This window comes from Paenibacillus sp. N22P23 (genome assembly GCF_059383735.1).
Window position 1 is genome coordinate 514,272 of record NZ_JBXENT010000003.1, and the last position, 17,809, is coordinate 532,080.

Here is a 17,809-nt window from a genome sequence, read left to right on the forward strand (position 1 = left end):
CAATGTAGATCCCCAGATGAGCTTCTCCTAATCGCCCCTCCTTTCAAACTATTGTGTTGCCCTGGGAGCTACTCTTTCACTACATTCGCCCTTCTTCGATCAATGAGTTGCTTCAGGCCCGCTCGCCCTACAAACACAACAAAAACAAGGCCGCCTCAAAAGTCGCCATGCACACTTTTGAGACAGCCCCACATCTATACCACTTGAAATACAGATTCAACATTTACATAGTGCACCGGCACGGCCGCGAACAATCGACTGAGCCGATTGGCCAGCAGCCTCATGCCCGGCTGTTCACTCTCCAGGTGGCCGAGAACGAGGAGTGACTTCGCCGCTCCGATGTGAACAGCGTCCCTCACGTACTCCGGCGTTTCCCACTCCGGGCCTTCGCCGTACAGGATCAGATCAAGCTGGTACTGCTCATAAAGCGGAATCGCCAACGCTCCGCCTCCCCTGTAACCAGCGAGCAACCCAACGCGCCGGCACTCCGCGGACAGATCACCTACAGCACGGAGCGACCCAATCCCAAGCCGCGATTTCACATGAGCCGCAATCTCGAGTCCCGTACATGCAGGAAGCTCAACAATCGAAGCAGCAGGAAGATGCTCCACGACGAACGCCTCCCAGCCCAGCTCTTGAAGCAAACCTTCCATAATGCCGTCGGGCTTCTGCCGATGCAAGCCATCATGGAAGCGGTAGACAGCAAGACCGTGCTCAGCAATAAACCGTTTCTTAGCAGCATGCACCGTCCCCACAAATGCCCCTTCACTTTCCCCATCATGATGATGACTATAAAAGATCCCTTCATGCGAAATCACCAAGTTCGCACCTAACGCAACCGCCTGCTCCAACACCTGCTGCGATGCGATGAAGGTGACGACGATTCCGCTGACAGCCTGCCCGGCATCGCCGAAGAGAAACTTATCCGCTCTGCACGCAGCCCCACTCGGCACCGTCGCCGTCAGCGCATCAAGCACGTCCTGAACAATGAGCGTCATCCCAGCCACCTCCTATCCTATACGCCCGAATACGCCATAAATCCGCCATCCACCGGAACGGTGACCCCGGTGACGAATCCAGATACGCTATCGTCCGCCAGCCAAACTAACGTGCCCAGCAGATCCTCCGGCTTCCCGAATCTTCGCATCGGCGTATGGGTAATGATTTTATGAGAACGATCTGTCAGCGTACCGTCCTCATGCGTTAACAGCTTCCGATTCTGTTCCGTCAGGAAGAAGCCCGGCGCGATCGCATTGACCCGTATTCCCGCTTCCGCCATATGTACCGCGAGCCACTGCGTGAAATTATCAATCGCTGCTTTAGCTGCGCTGTACGCCGGCACTTTGGTCATCGGACTAGGCGCGCTCATCGACGAAATATTGATAATCGATGCCCCTTCGACATGAAGCATTTTTTTCGCAAAAGCCTGCGTCGGCAGCAGGGTGCCTTTAAAATTCAAGTCAAATACATACCCGAAGCCCTTCTCCGTTAAATCGAAAAAGGTACGAATACCCGCGATGCCGACATCCTCTGGCTTAAAAATCTCGTTTGTCGTGCTGCCCTCCGGATGATTGCCGCCTGCACCATTTATGAGCAGATGGCACGGGCCCAGCTGCTCCGCAACCACGCCAGCCGCCGCATCTACACTTGCAGCATCGAGCACGTCACAGACAACAGCTATTGCCTCATAACCTTCCTCGCGAATCTCCTCTGCCACTTTCCGGCCGGATTCCTCCGTCCGGTTAAGGATGGCTACCTTCATTCCCTGCCGCGCTAACTCCTTTGCCATCGCGGAACACAAGACGCCGCTTCCTCCGGTCACGACAGCTACCTTGCCTCGCAAATGCTCATGTTTAGGAATACTCATTTCGTCACCTCGCCTGCACGCATGGAATCCCAAACGCCCCACAAATACATAATGCCTAACGCGCGATCATACAACCCATAACCCGGCCGACATTGTTCGTCCCAGATATGTCTTCCGTGATCCGGACGGGCATAGCCGGTAAATCCCGTTTCGTAATAGGCTCGCACGATTCCTGCAATATCTACGGTACCATCGGAGGTCCGGTGCGAGGTTTCAATGAAATCCCCATTGTCATAGACGCGTACATTCCGAATATGCGCGAATGGAATACGGCCCTTAAACTCATTCACCATAGCCACAATATCGTTGGCCGGATTAGCGCCAAGCGATCCACTGCACAGCGTTACGCCATTGTAAGGGCTGTCGACTAGCTGAAGCAGCCTGCGGATACTATCCTGGCTGTTGATGATGCGCGGTAATCCAAAGATCGGCCAAGGCGGATCATCCGGATGAATGGCCATTTGAATGCCATGGCGCTCCGCGGTCGGGATAATCTGCTCCAGAAAATACTGCAGATTGCTCCACAGATCTTCTGCCGACACCTGCTTGTATTGCTCAAATAAAGGCGCCAGCAGCTTCAATCGTTCCGGCTCCCAGCCCGGCATCGTAAAATCCAGCTCATTAGCTATGCGATTCACAAGCTCCCCGGGGTCCATGCTGTCGACCTTCGCCTTCTCATAGAAGAGCGCCGTCGAGCCGTCACCCAACTCCTTGAACAGCTCCGTCCGTACCCAATCGAATACCGGCATAAAGTTGTAACAGATCGTTTTCACGCCAACCACTGCCAGCTTCTCGATCGTCTTCTTATAATTATTAATATAGTGGTCTCTAGAAGGCAGCCCGAGCTTAATATCCTCATGGACATTCACACTCTCAACAACCTCCAGATGCAAACCGTATGCATCCGCTTGTTCCTTGTAAGCAAGGATCTTGTCCATCGGCCAATCTTCTCCCGCAGGCACATCATGCAGCGCCCAAACAATGCCTTCCACACCGGGAATTTGCTTGATCTGCTTCAACGTAACCGTATCATTGCCATTCCCATACCAGCGGAACACCATTCTCATGCCGCTTCCCTCCCCTTCTCTTAATAGGTTTATTATTTAAGCCTTTACTTAATTAAGTTGCGAATGGGAGAAGGGGATTGCGCTGGAGAGCTTTGTGCCATAGAGTCTACGCGCCGAACGCACATCCCTGATCCCTTCTCCTCCCCCTCTCTTCAAAGGATTATTATTTAAGCCTTTACTTAATTAAGTCTTAACTTAATTAAGCTGCGAAAGGAAAAAGGGATTGCGCTGGAGAGACTTTGTGCCGTAGAGTTTAGGTGCCGCCTTTGATAGTGTGTTGTTACCTCCAATTCTAATCATAGAGAACACACAATCAACAGCGGCCGAAAGCACATCCCTGATCCCTGCAGCCCTAGCGCATTAACCTAACTTCAGTAAATCAAACGCCCACGTTCATCGGCAATCCCCGACTTGCGATAAAAATACGTATTAATGCAATCACGCCATTCTTCCGCATGCTCCGCTTGGTGAGTGAGTCGCTCAAGCACCTGCCCATACCGCTCGCTTTCAACAAGCGAGGCTAGCAAATTCCACTGCTCTACTAGCTGTTCCGCGCGCTCCGCGCCTTCGAAATGCGTATCATAAATATGCTGAATCACCGTCTTGCCGCTCTTAAGCCGATGCGTATACGGGACATGGTGGAAGAATAATAGAAGCTCATCCGGGCATAACGCCACTGATTCGTACCGCTCTGCCACCGGAGAATGATATTGTCCCGCGTAACCAGTGCCGCTGCGCACGGTACGGTCAACGCCCATGCCATGGCAATCCGCATAGTGATACGTGCCCCACTTGGAATATTCATAGCCGTCTACGTTAGGGCCATAATGATGATTCGGATTGACCATCCAGCCCACACCGAGCGGAGCCGTATAGTCTTCGTAAATGCTGTACGAGCTTAGCAGCATTTCCAGTACGACACGCTCCACCTCCGCATCCAGCCCGAACGTCATCCGAATCCATTCGCGCGCAATCTGCTCCGCGCTTAAACTCGGATTCCATGCCAACCGCGCATAGCCATACCAGTTCGCCTGCGCCAAAATATGTCCGGTCCAGCTCGCATCGTCCCCGATATTGGCAACTGCCGCAACACCGCCGCGAGCTCTACCGAACAGCCGCCCACTTGCTACTTCTGCAACAGTAGATCCTTCCCCACGCGCATAAGTATCAAAGTCGAAAACTTCCTTCCACTGCGGCACCAAGAAGCACACATGCCGCTGCTGGCCCGTATACTCCTGCGTAATTTGCAGCTCAAGCAGGTGATTCGTGTCCTTCAGCCCGCCAATCAACGGCGAAACCGGCTCCCGCACCTGAAAATCCATCGGCCCGTTCTTAATCTGCAGCATGACATTATCCCGGAACGTTCCATCCAAAGGCATGAAATGGTCATAGGCCGCACGAGCGCGATCCGTGCTGCGATCTCGCCAGTTCTGCAGGCAGTTGTAGACGAAACAGCGCCAAATCACTTCGCCGCCGAATGGGGCCAGCGCATCTGCCAGCATGTTAGCGCCGTCCGCATGATTCCGTCCATACGTAAACGGCCCCGGTCTGAATTCGGAATCCGCCTTCACCAGAAATCCGCCGAAATCCGGGATATAGCGGTATATATTCTTCGCCGCGCCATGCCACCATTCCGCTACCTCCGGCGCGAGCGGATCTGCCGTATCCAGTCCTCCAAGCTCCATCGGACTCGCATAGTTAACGCTCAAGTAAAGCCGGATGCCATACTCGCGGAAAACATCCGCCGTCTTCGCTACCTCCGGCAGAAACTCGTCGGTAATGAGCTTCGATTCCTGGCTGTGCACATTAACGTTATTAATCGTAAGGGCATTAATGCCTCCTGATGCCAGCAGCCTTGCGTAGTCCCGTACACGATCCAAGTCCCCGATAAATCGACCCTCATGGAAGAAAATACTTCTCCCGGCATACCCGCGCTCAATCGATCCGTCCATATTGTCCCAATGGTTGATCATGCGAAGATCATTGCTCGGCAGCTCGTGAATAGCGAGTTTCTCGATACTCTCCCCGGTTTGCAACAGCCGAATCAAATGAAAGACCGCATACAGCACGCCTTTATCCGCATCAGCTGACACATAGATCCGTCGATCATCGGATGCATGAATGACATACCCTTCCTCGCCCAGCTCATCGAAATTATAGAGGCTGGCCAGCGGGTTCAAGAGTTCGGAGCTGCCAATAGTACCGACCACAATAGTCGGCAAGCCCCCGTCAGCATCAGCAACATCCTCCACCTCTTGCGGAGCTTCTCCGAGCATCGCACTAAGCGCAAGCTTCAACTCTCTACGAGCCGCTTGTATCAGCGGTGAATTTCCTGTAATCACAAGCTGCGAGCATAGCTTCCTATATCCACTGCGTATTGGTTCATTCGCGATAAGCTTATAATCAAGCCAGCATGCATAGCCGCTCTCTGTTAATCTTCTATTCATGTCTGCAACAACCTGCCTCTCATTTGGTTAAATGAAAAGAGCCTCCTGTAACAGGAGACCCTACCTACTACATATCCATTTATTCTGCTGCTTCTGCTGACCATATTCGGTACTTCCCGCTTAGCGCCAACAAGGCAAATAAGTAGAGACAATTATCATAATAGCGACGGTCACCCTCGCGAACAGGCGTGTTCCAGAACAAGGCCACGCTCTCTCTCGCATGAGGGCCATTTGGCGCTGCTAACGATGCGGCTGCATTCGTCGCGATGAGCCCAATCGGATGAAGCGATCGCTCTTCGAACGGCTCACCGGCAATCGTATACCGCCGGTAATCATCGGGATGCTTATCGGCGAAGAACGCTTGAATAAGCTTCGCCTCCTGCGTCATCCACTTGTTTGCGCCAAACCACAGCGCCTCTAATCCGATATTGGCTGCGACCCGGTAAGAATCGCTGAAGAAATGTCCGTACCCGCGCTCATTGTTAGGCGTTCCGTCGTAATGGGCGTACTCCGGTGCTAGGCCGGTTTTCGGATGGCAAGCCAGCCTCAGATACGCTCTGCTGGCTTCCGCCGCTTCTCTCCAAAACGGGCGATCCGCTTCATTAGCCCATAGAGCGAACAGCTCGTAAAAATGCGGCAGATGATACGACGGATCAGAGTATTCACAGTTAGGCACGAATTTGATTAACTTATTGTCCGGGTTCCACATCGGGTAGCCGATGCCGTCTTCCCCGTTGTGTATGCAGTCATGCAGCAATGCACGCGCCTTTACGCTGTAATCCAGCGGCGCCGCTCCGTCACCCCACCGATGGGAAGCGAAGAATAGCGCAAGCGCGAAATATTCTTCCCCATCCGGCGCCGGTCCGTTCGAGCGCTTCGTTCCATCTGTGTTGCAGGACCAGGCGAAATACCCTTTGTTCTCGCCTGAGGTCATGTACATGTACTGATAACTCCATCTCCAAAGCCGATCGAAGACATCCTTCTGATCCAGCTGTACAGCCATCATCATGCCGTAGGACATGCCTTCGGTCCGAACATCGAGGTTCCCGGTATCGAGCATATAACCCATATCGTCACCGGCCGGGTAATACATTCTCGTCGCTTCATGATCGCCGAACAGCAGCTCCCACGTTTGCTCGACCTTCGCCTCGATATCCTTTGCGTCATAACCGTAAGCAAGCAATAGATTGTGATGCGCCCCCATTAGCCTTTTACCCCTCCGAGCGTCATCCCTTTAACAAAGTACTTTTGCAGGAATGGATAGACCATCACAATCGGCAAGCTCGCGACAATCGTCATCGTAGCTCGAATGGATGTCGGTGTGACGAAGTTAGCAGCCGTTCCGCCTGAGCCATCCATATTGCCGCCGGAAGAGCTGATCGAAGCATTCGAGTTTTGGAGCATCTTCATCAGTTCGTATTGCAGCGTGCTTAGGTTAATATGCGACGAGTTATACAGGAACACATCGAACCAGGAATTCCAGTGGTAGACTGCCGTGAACAACGATGTCGTCGCTAGCACCGGCATCGACAAAGGCATAACGATCTTCAGGAATGTCGTAAACTCGCCTGCGCCGTCAATTCGAGCCGATTCCAGGATGCCTTCCGGCAATGCCTCAATAAAGGAACGAATAACGATGATGTTAAATACGCCGACAATACCCGGAATAATGTAGACCCAATAGTTCCCCATAAGGCCAAGCTCACGAATCAGCAAGAAGTTCGGAATCAATCCGCCATTAAAATACATCGTCAGCACGAATGCCAGCGTAACGAATTTGCGCAATACAAATTCCGGACGGCTGATCGTATAAGCGACCATCGCCGAACAGAAGGTAGAGATGAGCGTGCCGAGAATCGTCCGCGAAGCAGAGACCATAGTCGCGTGCAATATTTCTCCCTGCTTGAACACATAATCATAATTTTCCCAGGTTAATACTCTAGGCCATAAGTAGACGCCGCCTTTAATGGAGTCCCCCGCATCGTTGAGCGAAACAGCCAGCATGTTGATGAATGGATATAGTGTCACGATCATGAGTAGTACCATGAACGTGTAATTGGCGATATCGAACAGCCGATCTCCTGCCGACGAATGACGGGCCATATTTTCTTGCGATTTAGCCATGCTGTTCTCCTCCTTAAAACAATCGTTCTTGGCCTAGCCGTTTTGCAAGGTAATTCGCCGAGAACAATAGCACAATGCTGATGACCGTCTTGAATATCCCTGCTGCGACGGACAGTGAATAGTTGCCCAGATTCATACCATATTTGAGAATGAAAATTTCAAGATTCTCGGAATAATCGAGGTTCGGTCCATTGCCAAGCAAATATTGCGGCTCGAAGCCAGTCTCTAGAATCTGTCCAAGGTTAAGAATAATGAGAATGATAATAACGGGCCGGATGCCGGGAAGCGTAACATGGAAGATACGCTGGAAGCGTCCTGCTCCATCAATCTCGGCAGCTTCATACTGCGCAGGATCGATTGTGGTCATAGCGGCCAAATAAATAATCGTGTTCCAGCCTACGTTCTTCCATACTTCCGAAATCCCGAGAATACCCCAGAAATACTTGCCTTCTCCAAGCCAGAGAATCGGTTCCTTGATGAATCCTAGGCCCATCAGAATTTCGTTCAACACCCCGCCATCTGCAGAGAGAACGGTTTGAATGATCGTAGCTGCGACAACCCAAGATATAAAATGCGGTAAATAACTGATCGTTTGGACGACCCGCTTGAACGCTACTTTTCTTAATTCATTCAATAGAATCGCAAGTGTAATCGCTGTCACGAAGCCCAGAACGAAATTGATTAAGCTCATGGCAAGCGTATTGCGAAGCACCAGCAGAAACCGATCATCGGAGAACATAAACTTAAACTGCTTCAGCCCTACCCATTTCTGATCGCTGAAGGATTTCGCCGGCTTATAGCTCTGAAACGCGATCGACCAGCCCCATAACGGAATATATTTAAAGATAACAAGCCAAATAAGGAACGGAACGGACATTAGAACAAGCGCCCGCTGCTTCACAAGCTTCTCCAGAAATAAGCCGATACCGGATTTCTGACCGAGAAGTATCCGATCGGCGGTCATATCCTGCTGCTTGGTTTTTATCATTGCGATCACTCCTCTCCATACCTACCCGGTTCTATGCGTTTAAAAATTAGGAAAGGCCGGCCCCGTACTGCATGCGAGTTCCGGCCTTCCCCCTTACACTTGATTAACCTTTAATCTTTGCTGTTTTCTCTTTCACTTCTTCAGTCATCGTTTTCTCGTATTCCGCTACAGGAAGCTTGTTGATTTCATCTACATACTCGTTCCACAGGCCGTCGAACTTATCCGGCGATGCAAGGACGATTTTCGCAAAATATTTACGTTGTACGTCTGGTTTCTTAGCGGTGTAGATTTGTGCATCTGTGCCTTGCTCAAGCGCGATGCTCCATGCTGGGTACCATGGACGGTCATCCGGAGCAGAGAACATTTCCGCATACGTTTGAACGCCGTATTTGGCAAGACGATCTTTCTCAGCAGGTGTAAAGGATGCTTGTGCAACTTCCGGTTGTCTGCCTGGGTTTACAGCATTACCATCAGGGAACGTGGAGCCTTGACCGTACATTGGCCAATAGTACTCGAAGTAACCGATACCCACTTGACGTTTGTAGTCGTTATCTTTAAGCTTGTCGATTTCTTCTTGTGTTCTGTACAATCTGCCTTTGTCGTCCACTTCATAGTTCTTGCCTTGAATGCCCCACTGTACCATCTTCTGGTTCTCGTCAGTAAGCAGGTTGTCGAAGAATTTAATGATACGAACAGCGTCTTTTGCGCTTGTCGTGATACCCACGCCGCGGTTGTTAACAAAGGAAGCCGGATCGATATATTGGTCTTTCACGCCTGCGTCGAATACGATTGGCAGCGGGAAGTACTCCAGATCGTCGTTGCCGCCGTTTTTCACCGTTTCGGTTTTCAACGTTTGCAGCGCTTGGTTCACCTGCCAGCCGTAATCGAAGAAGCCAAGTACTTTACCGGAAGTCAGCTTCGCCAAGTATTGATCGTAGTTGTCTACGAAGGAGGACTTATCGAACAAACCTTCAGCATTAAACTCATTCAACTTCTTCAACCAACGTTTCGTGTCATCGTTAGCTGCGTAGATCTTGGAATCCATCGAAGTCATATCGACTTGAACTTCGCCATCATTCGGGTAGCCTGCAAGATGGTTCGGCGGGTTCGTTGTTGCAAAGAAGCGCCAGTCGTGCGTCAGGGACATGAAGCCCGTCAGTTTGTCGTCTTTATGCTTGCCTGCATAATCTTTAATCAGGTTAAAATACTCGTCGAACGTTTTGATTTTCGGATAGCCGGCATCCTTCAGGACGCGGTTTTGCACCCAGAAAGCGCCTTGGTCAATCGTTGGGTTTGGTTTATATTCGCCAACTGTGGCACTGAATGGCAGGAAGTAAATGTTGCCGTCGTCCGCTTTCATCAGGTTCATGTAAGGGCCGTATACGCGCTTGATGTTTGGACCATATTGATCGATAAGATCGTTCAGCGGAATGAATGCGCCCGCTTCCAACACTTTATCGATGCCTGAATCCGGCGCCAGGATATCCGGATATTCGTTACTTGCGATCATCGTTCCGATCTTCGTATTCAAGTCGCCTACAAGATGCTCCATCTTGAAGTTGACGCCCGTTTGATCCTCCAGGATTTTACCGATTTCCGTCTTGTTCGTATCCGTGTCTTTGTTCGCTGTAGCATTGAAAAAAGTAAAGGTTACCGGCTCCTCTTTCGCCGGTTCAGCTGCCTCTGTTGTGTTTGTGTTCGTGCCCGTGTTGTTCGCAGCTGCATTACCTGTTTCCTTTGGAGCGTTTTCATTTGCATTGTTATTGCCGCTGGAACAGCCGACAATACTCATGATTAGCGCGAGCGACATCATGCCTAGCTGCCATTTCTTTCTGTTTTTCAAAGAAAAGTCCCCTTCCTGCTCTATAATTTGTAAGCGCTTCAATTGAACATCTTCAGTATACAAAGTAGAACAATCTTTGTTTACCAGGTAAACTATATGTCGCGCTTAGAAAATTAAAGAGATCGTATTTCGATCCGAATCGACGTCCCCGAACCTTTGCTGCTCTCCAAGTCGAAGGTCGCTTGGTCCCCATAAAACATCTTCAGCCGCAAATACACATTGCGAATGCCAATGCTTTCCCCGCTCTCTTCCTCGGTCGAATACAAGTTTTGCACCAGCTCGTTTCGTTTCTCTTCCGTCATCCCCACGCCGTTATCACTAACCACGCAGAGGAGTCCCACCGGGGATTTGCGCACGCTGATCGTAATGAAACCGGCATTCTTCAGCGGCTCGATGCCGTGGATGCTCGAGTTCTCTACAAGCGGCTGCAGCGTCATCTTCGGAATTTTCTCTGTGATACAGTCCGGATCTACCTCAATGCTGTAATCCAGCTTGTCCCCGAATCGGTATTTCTGAATCTGCAGGAAGCTCTCGACCAAATCGAGCTCATCCTTAACCGTTACCATATCTCTGCCCCAGGATAGAGACTTACGGAAGATCTTCGCCATATGATGAATGATTTTGGCCGTCTCTTCCTCGTTCTTCATCAAGCTCCGCATACGGATCGTCTCAAGCGAGTTAAACAGAAAATGCGGATTGATCTGGCTCTGAAGTGCATGAAGCTGCGACTGATTGCGGCTAAGCTCCAGTTCCTTCTTCTGAATGTCGGCCATATAGACATCGTGAATCAGACTCTTGATCTGCATCGTCATTCGGTTGAATTCCGTTGTCAGCTGGCCGATTTCGTCATTGGTCTCTTCGTTGTCGATCAGCTCGAAGCTGTGGTTCTTCACCCGCTTCATCTGTCTCAAGATCCGGAATAATCGCTGATTCAGCGATCGGGTAAACCAGACGATAATAAGCGTTGGAACAAGAATGTTCGGAAGCGCCATATAAATAACGAATTCTCTCGATTTTCGAACCTCTACCAGCACTTCGCGTTCCTGAAACTTCCCTACAACGCGCCAATTTATCAAATACTCTTTGTTCGCAAAACCTTCTTCGAATACGATGCCGTCATTCTCCGAATTCTCCTCGGTGTACTTCTTGCCGGACGCATACTGAACCTTATCCCCTTCAAGCAGATAGACGCTGCCCTCCAGCGTTACATTGCTTAATACTTGCCGGATGAGGCCGGGATCAAGGTCAATCTTGATGATTTTCTCAAAATTATTTTGCCCCGCAGAGCTGCTCATTCGCCTGACAATGCTGATTCCGGGATCGGATGTCGACAAGTTATTCTTAACGAGGATCGGATTAGCCGTGCCGGAGCTGACCAACCTCTTGTACCATTCTTCATCAGGGTTAATTTGCGAAATAGGCGCGACATAGCCGCCATAAATAATCGTATCGTTATTCGTATAGATGGTAATGTTCTGAATCGCTCTGTATACCGGTGCGTATTTCTCCAGCATGTCCGTAATATAGGAGTGGTAATTCAACACGTAATCAGCCGAATAGACATAGCGTTGATCCAAGTAGTCATTCATGATGGAATCGTTATAAAGGACGGACGAGATGCCGATTACGGCATCGATCTGATACATGAATTCGTTGCGCATCTGCTCAATAGCCAGCGACAAGTCCTTCAGCTTCTGATTCTTCACGTTATTCGTCGTAATATTGTAGAAGATGACGTTCGTGAGAACGACCGGAATTAACACGGATAGAAAATAAATCATCAGCATCTTGCTTCGAAGCCTGATGTTATGGAAGGCGCTGCTTATTCTCATGAAATTGAATCCTCCCGCGCCTTCTATGTTTTGGCAATCATCGCATTTTTGTATTCGGTCGGGGTTTTCCCTTCCACTTTCTCGAATTGACAGACGAAATAATCCGCATTGCCGAACCCGACGTTTGCCGCGATCTCATAAATTTTCTTATCCGTCTGGCGAAGCTGACTCTTCGCTTCTTGAATCCGGATTTGCAGCAGAAACTCATTGAAGTACATGCCATATGACTTCTTAAAGAGCTGCCCTAAGTAGACCGGATTCATATAGAAGAGTTTGGCAATGCTCTTCAGGCTGATATTGCTGGCGTAGTGGCTTTCGATATAGCTTTTGATTTTGCCAATCTCGCCTTTCCCTATCTTGCTGCGCAGCGACGCCATATATGCCGTGCATTCCGTTAGAAATTCCATCAGCAGCCCTTTCACGCTCTCCAATGTTCGAGGCTCATTATACCAATGCATGATCGAATTGAAGGCCGCCAGCTTGTTCACGTCGCCTTGCATCGTCTGGATGATGCGAGTTGCGCCGTGTACGCATCTGGAAATCGAAGCGCGTATCGATTCCGAGGCGATTCCTTGCTCCCTAAAGGCTGCAAACATCGCATCTACGAGCTTCGCTATCGCCTCACTGTCATGCTCTTCCAGTCGCTCCATCAGCTCTGTATATTGCGTCTGCTCGATCTCTTTGTACTGCAGAACCGTGCCTTTAATATCGTCATAGAGGATGGCCTCCTTGGACGACTGCGCGAATTTATATTTCATCGTTTCCATCGCTGTGGAATAAGAAGCCTTCACATAGCCTGGTCCAGCAGTCCGCTCGCCAACATACACTCTCGGGGCGCCTTGGCTTTTTCCTGCCGTTGCCCTTATCAGATCATCTGCAAGCCGTTTCACCCCATCCGGACCTTGGTCCGATGAGACAAGAAATCCAAGCCCATAAGAGCTCGGAATGTAGATGAATGGTTCTTTATCCGGTGAATGCCTCTTCAACACTTTAAGGACGGCTTCTTTGATCTCACCAATCTGTCCGGTCTTCTCTTCTTCACTCAAGTGAGAAGGGACATTATTAAGCTCAAGTGCAATGTATCGCAGCGGCTTATTGATCGGCAGTCCCAAGAACAGTGCCGCATCCGCAAGCAGTTTCTCATCTGATTTGCCCGAGAGGAGCTGTTCAAACAACGAGATTTGAAAAAGCAGCTTGCTGCCTTCTTGCCACGGCGGACGCTCATCGAGCGTCTCATTAATGCGCACCAAGGTTTCCATGAGCTCGTTCTCGTCAATCGGCTTCAGCAAATAATCATGAACGCCGAAACGAACGGCTTGCTGCGCATATTTGAAATCACCATATCCGCTGATAATAATAAATTTAATATCCTTGCTGATTCGCTCCTGCACCGTCTGAATGAGCTCAAGCCCATCCAGCACAGGCATACGAATATCGGTAATGACGAGATCCGGCATCAGCCGCTCGATTAACGCGAGCGCTTCTTCCCCATCCTCAGCCTCGCCAACGATCTGAAATCCGCATTTCTCCCAAGGGATAAGCCCAACAAGCCCTTTGCGGGCAAACATTTCATCGTCAACCAGAATCGCTTTTCTCATAGGAATGCCTCCGATTTTGGTTTATTTATCTGCTGTAATCGCTTACAAGTCATGTCACTAGAAAGTTTCTGTTTCGTTAGTATTTTCAAATTCAATCCATTTTACTAAGGTATCCTGCTTTCGTAAACTTAAGGAAGTATAGGTTTTGCTTAGTATTCTAAAGAAATTACAGCTGCTGCGCTTGATTACCCGTTCTGTGATACTCTAAGGCTAGGCATTTGGGCAGCAACCGTCAAGTTAGTAATGAGGTGAAATGATGGGAAACATAACGATTGAAGTGATAGAGGATGATGGCAACATCGAGCAATGTCGGGCGCTTTGTGATGAGCTGATGGCGTTTCAGCAATCCAAGGCAGCGATAATGCCGGAAGTTTTTGATGCGATGAATTTCGACACGCGGATGAAACGAAGCTATGACCATGCGCTGGAAAGTCAGGTTATTGTCGCGAAGGACGACGGCGTCCCGATCGGCTATGTATTCTCGACCATCGATCAGATCGACGAAAGCAGCAGAATTGCTTACCCCGATTGGGCTCCTCGCGGAGGAAAAGGCTTCTATCCGGATTGGGATGATCTTCCCGCGAAAGTCGGCTGCTTAAACAATTTGTATATCCGTGACGGCTATCGGGAGATGAAGCTTGGCTCCAAGCTGTTCGACATGGCAATAGACTGGCTGGAGAGCTCCCCTAATGTGGATATCATCTTCATCTATATATCCAATGGCAATGAAGCGGCACTGAACTTCTACCTCAGTCGCGGGTTCACGTATAGTCACGAGGTGTTTGGCGGGTTTATTAAGGCGGTTTACAAGTTTACAACACGGGACCGCTAACGAACCCAGGAGCCCTTATTTACGCGAAAATAGCGTCTCCTCGATTCTAACGAACCGTAGGGACGCTATTTGGGGGAAATGGAGCGAAAAAGGTGTTCTCGCCACGAAATAGCGCCTGTACGGTTCGTTAGAATTTCAGAACGAGCCATTTAGCTGAAATAAGGGCTCTGAGGTTCGTTAGCGGTTTGAGCGATTGGCGGCCTACCATCAGCGATCGGTGTTCGCAGTCCAACGGTCGCTATCGGCGGTCGGCGTGTTTGGCGGTCTGTGGTGAGTATCCAGTTAGCCGATCATCCGAAAATCAATATGGATCGGCGGCGGACATTGCTGCATCGCTTCCCCAATTAGCTCCTGCGTCAGCTCGACATTCCTTTGTTCCGCGAGCTTCTTGGCGTTGTACTTGAACCACAGCTCGATGACCAAGGTTTCGCCCTCGCGGATGACGGCAAACTCCGTCGCGAACAGCTTCTCCATGAATGCGTCATGGCCAAGCTCCAACGCGACTGCACCTACAATAATTTGAATGCGGTCGCTGCTGGCGAATGCCGGCGGCAACGATTCATATAAGTGCCATGCCCGCTCGTAATCCTTGTTCTGAATGACAAGATTGAGGTACTCTTCCACGAATGCCCGGTCCGGGAAACGACCGGAAACCGCGTATGCCTGCTCATAATAAGCCAGCGCCCGATCCGTCTCGCCCCGCTGCTTCATCACCACGGCTAAATTCCGGTATACCCATGCCGAAGGCTTGAGCCGCAGCGATGCTTCCCACGCTTCAATCGCTTCCACGTCCAGCCCCTTCTCATAACGCATGACTCCGTCATGCAAGAGCGCCGTCCAAGAGCGATGAGAAGCATGCTCAAGGCTGCTGTTCAGCATGTCCATCCACTGCTCTTGAATCATCCAGGATGGCGGAATCTCTTCTACATCATGCTCCGGAAGATAACCTTCCCGCAGAAGGACAAGCCATGGCTCCTGCTCCGGCCCCAGCGTCTCATCCGCGAAGACGAAGCCCTCTGGAATCGCGGCAGCAGCAGCACTCTCACCGCCGCCTCCGACTTTGACTTCCCTGCGCAATCGCTCTAACGCGCCCCAGCCTGAACCCGTATGCAGCGACAATTCCGGTGTTTTGCACGCCTGCGCCTGATATCTCGCATGCGAAGCGTACACCTCTTCCTCGCTGAGCGCCTGACTGACTTGCTCCTCTATATAGTCTCGGGCTTGATCCCAATTCTCCTGATAAGCCGCTTCCCTATCGTCGATGCTCAGCATCCCAATTATTTGCGTGAAATCCCACACGGAATGTGCAGGCATTTCGATACCGTGCAGTTGCGTTGGAGCGAACCCGCCCTGCACTTCGATATAGTGGCCTTCGCCCGGTTTCGCCAAGAAGTCGCACCACCGTCTGCCGCCTGCATGATTGCCCCAGCAAAACATTTTCCGATACCGGAGCCGTGAAGTCGATCGCTCGTAGAACAATCGGCCATCCTCATAGGCGACAGCTTCCCACGGCGACTTCTCGGCAGCAGGCGTCTGAAAGAAATACTCGCTCGCATACGGGAATCCCATCGGATACGACACGTCCACGCCCGGAACAGATGGAAGAATCGGCAGCTTGTCAGCACCGTAGCCCTTCTGCGTAGGATCGATATAGATGACTTCGCCGGTCCCCGAGAACACCCGCGATTTCTCGGTCTCCTCTACGGCAATATTCGTCCACCAATACATGGGCACCGCCGACGCTTGATCATTCACGATACGGACATAGACCCCTAACTGACTCGCACCCGGCGGCAAATGAAAATCGATATGCCAGAACAGATTCTTGCACCGCTCATACTCATAGATGCGAAGAAACTCGTTCCCTTCATCATCGGTAAGCTTGGCCGCATGTATCGGCGAACAGGTCGTAAACGTATGGCCAATGTGACCGATGTTCCACTCGATCCCGCCCGAGAACCAAGCATTCAGAATCGCCAAATTAGCCGGCTGAAACACCGGATTCTTATACAGAATCTCTCGCCCCGTTGCCTTCTCTTGCAGCGAATACAGCCTCCCGCCGAATTCCGGCAGAAACACGGCCTTAAGCACATCGTTCTCCAGCACGATCGTCTTAAGCTCTATGTTCTCACGCTTCCTCGAATACCGGTCCTGCATCCGATATGGCAAATACCGCTCCCCTGTATGGTCACCCATATATAGTTTCTGTTCCGGCTTCAGACTGCCGTTATCCGTTACTTCGCGATGCGCATCCTTGTTTCGGAACATCGGCAGGGGGTTCTCCCCTTCCGGCCGTGCTCCCTCGATTACCAGACTTGCGGTCGTCACCAACATTGCAGCCCATCAGCTCCCCACGATTTTATCCCTTAACAGCGCCTACAGTCAGTCCCGAAATGATACGCTTGGACACAAACAGATATACGATAAAGCTTGGCAGAAACACGACCATACAAGCCGCGAAAATCCCCCCGTAATTGCCCGTATTGGCATATCCGTAAACGATCGATTGCAGCGATAACGCGAGTGTGCGCGAATTGGCATCGTTGGAGAAGATCAGTGCGAAGAAGTATTCGTTCCACACCCCTAGAAAGTTGAAGATCGATAACGTAATGATGCCCGGCTGTGCCACCGGCAGAATGATTTGAATGAACGCCCTTATCGGACCGCAGCCATCCATCGAAGCGGATTCCTCGAGTTCCTTCGGAACAGAGGAGAAGAAGCTAGTAAGAAAAAACACGGCAAACGGTACATTCGTACAAATATAAACGAGAATCAGCGTGATGATCGAACCGGTCAGCTTCAATTCCACAAAAATCGAGAACAGCGGAATCGAGATGAGGATACTCGGAATCGCCAGCGCAGACATGAACATCATGTTCAGCAGCCCGCGTCCCCTAAACTGAGCTCGACCCAGCATGTACGCTGCCGGAGCCGCAACGACGACAATCCCGATGCAGGCTGTAACCGTATAAATAACACTATTCGCAAAATACCGCCCAATGTCCTGCTCCTTGAACAAGTCCGTGTAGTTGGAGAAATGGATGCCGCTTTTCAATAAGGAGTTCGTGAAAATATCTCTCGTTGAACTCAGCGAAGCCAGTATGACCCAACCGAATAGAATGACGGAGAATAACAGCCAAGCATAGAGCGGAATGTAAGCCGGCAATAGATTCATTTTCTTTCGCAATACTACGCTGCGCATGAAGGTTCC

At 50.5% G+C, this 17,809-nt stretch carries 13 protein-coding genes; 1 reads left to right on the forward strand and 12 read right to left on the reverse strand.

Annotated elements, in window-relative coordinates:
* Window positions 1-194: 194 nt before the first annotated feature.
* From AC506A_RS17525 to AC506A_RS17570, 10 genes are all read right to left on the reverse strand, one after another.
* On the reverse strand, window positions 195-998 hold the full coding sequence (locus AC506A_RS17525; RefSeq protein WP_495462296.1) for a Nif3-like dinuclear metal center hexameric protein: 804 nt from the start codon (window positions 996-998) through the stop codon (window positions 195-197).
* 17 nt (window positions 999-1,015) lie between these two features.
* Entirely contained in the window at window positions 1,016-1,867 is an 852-nt protein-coding gene (locus AC506A_RS17530) for an SDR family oxidoreductase (protein WP_495462297.1), read from the reverse strand.
* Window positions 1,864-2,934 (reverse strand): mannonate dehydratase, encoded by a 1,071-nt coding sequence (gene uxuA, locus AC506A_RS17535; RefSeq protein ID WP_495462298.1) that lies wholly within the window; start codon window positions 2,932-2,934, stop codon window positions 1,864-1,866. The genes AC506A_RS17530 and uxuA overlap by 4 nt, the downstream gene beginning before the upstream one ends.
* A 371-nt stretch (window positions 2,935-3,305) precedes the next feature.
* The gene (locus tag AC506A_RS17540) at window positions 3,306-5,381 is read right to left on the reverse strand and encodes an alpha-glucuronidase family glycosyl hydrolase (protein WP_495462299.1); all 2,076 of its coding nucleotides are present in this window, start codon (window positions 5,379-5,381) and stop codon (window positions 3,306-3,308) included.
* A gap of 79 nt (window positions 5,382-5,460) precedes the next feature.
* Window positions 5,461-6,585: a family 8 glycosyl hydrolase gene (locus tag AC506A_RS17545; protein ID WP_495462300.1), complete on the reverse strand. Its 1,125-nt coding sequence runs from the start codon at window positions 6,583-6,585 to the stop codon at window positions 5,461-5,463.
* Entirely contained in the window at window positions 6,585-7,505 is a 921-nt protein-coding gene (locus AC506A_RS17550) for a carbohydrate ABC transporter permease (RefSeq protein ID WP_495462301.1), read from the reverse strand. The genes AC506A_RS17545 and AC506A_RS17550 overlap by 1 nt, the downstream gene beginning before the upstream one ends.
* Window positions 7,506-7,518: 13 nt before the next feature.
* Window positions 7,519-8,469: an ABC transporter permease gene (locus AC506A_RS17555; RefSeq protein ID WP_495462436.1), complete on the reverse strand. Its 951-nt coding sequence runs from the start codon at window positions 8,467-8,469 to the stop codon at window positions 7,519-7,521.
* Between the two features lie 127 nt (window positions 8,470-8,596).
* Window positions 8,597-10,306, reverse strand: a complete 1,710-nt coding sequence (locus AC506A_RS17560) for an ABC transporter substrate-binding protein (protein ID WP_495462437.1) — start codon at window positions 10,304-10,306, stop codon at window positions 8,597-8,599.
* A 143-nt stretch (window positions 10,307-10,449) separates the two neighbouring features.
* Window positions 10,450-12,168 (reverse strand): sensor histidine kinase, encoded by a 1,719-nt coding sequence (locus tag AC506A_RS17565; protein ID WP_495462302.1) that lies wholly within the window; start codon window positions 12,166-12,168, stop codon window positions 10,450-10,452.
* A 23-nt stretch (window positions 12,169-12,191) separates the two neighbouring features.
* Entirely contained in the window at window positions 12,192-13,766 is a 1,575-nt protein-coding gene (locus AC506A_RS17570) for a response regulator transcription factor (RefSeq protein ID WP_495462303.1), read from the reverse strand.
* Between the two features lie 253 nt (window positions 13,767-14,019).
* Between AC506A_RS17570 and AC506A_RS17575 the strand changes: the two genes are divergently transcribed.
* A complete protein-coding gene (locus AC506A_RS17575) occupies window positions 14,020-14,598 on the forward strand; it encodes a GNAT family N-acetyltransferase (protein WP_495462304.1) in 579 nt (192 codons plus the stop codon).
* A gap of 282 nt (window positions 14,599-14,880) precedes the next feature.
* Here the strand turns inward: AC506A_RS17575 and AC506A_RS17580 are convergent, their stop codons facing one another.
* Window positions 14,881-16,932, reverse strand: a complete 2,052-nt coding sequence (locus tag AC506A_RS17580) for a tetratricopeptide repeat protein (RefSeq protein WP_495462305.1) — start codon at window positions 16,930-16,932, stop codon at window positions 14,881-14,883.
* 25 nt (window positions 16,933-16,957) lie between these two features.
* Window positions 16,958-17,800: a carbohydrate ABC transporter permease gene (locus AC506A_RS17585; protein ID WP_495462306.1), complete on the reverse strand. Its 843-nt coding sequence runs from the start codon at window positions 17,798-17,800 to the stop codon at window positions 16,958-16,960.
* Between the last annotated feature and the right edge of the window lie 9 nt (window positions 17,801-17,809).

Excerpts from the sequence above, each read along its gene's own strand:
- AC506A_RS17530 (WP_495462297.1), bottom strand. The coding sequence starts at position 1,867 with ATGAGTATTCCTAAACATGAGCATTTGCGAGGCAAGGTAGCTGTCGTG.
- AC506A_RS17575 (WP_495462304.1), top strand. The coding sequence starts at position 14,020 with ATGATGGGAAACATAACGATTGAAGTGATAGAGGATGATGGCAACATC.
- AC506A_RS17580 (WP_495462305.1), bottom strand. The coding sequence starts at position 16,932 with ATGTTGGTGACGACCGCAAGTCTGGTAATCGAGGGAGCACGGCCGGAA.
- AC506A_RS17545 (WP_495462300.1), bottom strand. The coding sequence starts at position 6,585 with ATGGGGGCGCATCACAATCTATTGCTTGCTTACGGTTATGACGCAAAG.
- AC506A_RS17540 (WP_495462299.1), bottom strand. The coding sequence starts at position 5,381 with ATGAATAGAAGATTAACAGAGAGCGGCTATGCATGCTGGCTTGATTAT.
- AC506A_RS17565 (WP_495462302.1), bottom strand. The coding sequence starts at position 12,168 with ATGAGAATAAGCAGCGCCTTCCATAACATCAGGCTTCGAAGCAAGATG.
- AC506A_RS17550 (WP_495462301.1), bottom strand. The coding sequence starts at position 7,505 with ATGGCTAAATCGCAAGAAAATATGGCCCGTCATTCGTCGGCAGGAGAT.
- AC506A_RS17525 (WP_495462296.1), bottom strand. The coding sequence starts at position 998 with ATGACGCTCATTGTTCAGGACGTGCTTGATGCGCTGACGGCGACGGTG.
- uxuA (WP_495462298.1), bottom strand. The coding sequence starts at position 2,934 with ATGAGAATGGTGTTCCGCTGGTATGGGAATGGCAATGATACGGTTACG.
- AC506A_RS17570 (WP_495462303.1), bottom strand. The coding sequence starts at position 13,766 with ATGAGAAAAGCGATTCTGGTTGACGATGAAATGTTTGCCCGCAAAGGG.
- AC506A_RS17560 (WP_495462437.1), bottom strand. The coding sequence starts at position 10,306 with ATGATGTCGCTCGCGCTAATCATGAGTATTGTCGGCTGTTCCAGCGGC.
- AC506A_RS17585 (WP_495462306.1), bottom strand. The coding sequence starts at position 17,800 with ATGCGCAGCGTAGTATTGCGAAAGAAAATGAATCTATTGCCGGCTTAC.
- AC506A_RS17555 (WP_495462436.1), bottom strand. The coding sequence starts at position 8,469 with ATGACCGCCGATCGGATACTTCTCGGTCAGAAATCCGGTATCGGCTTA.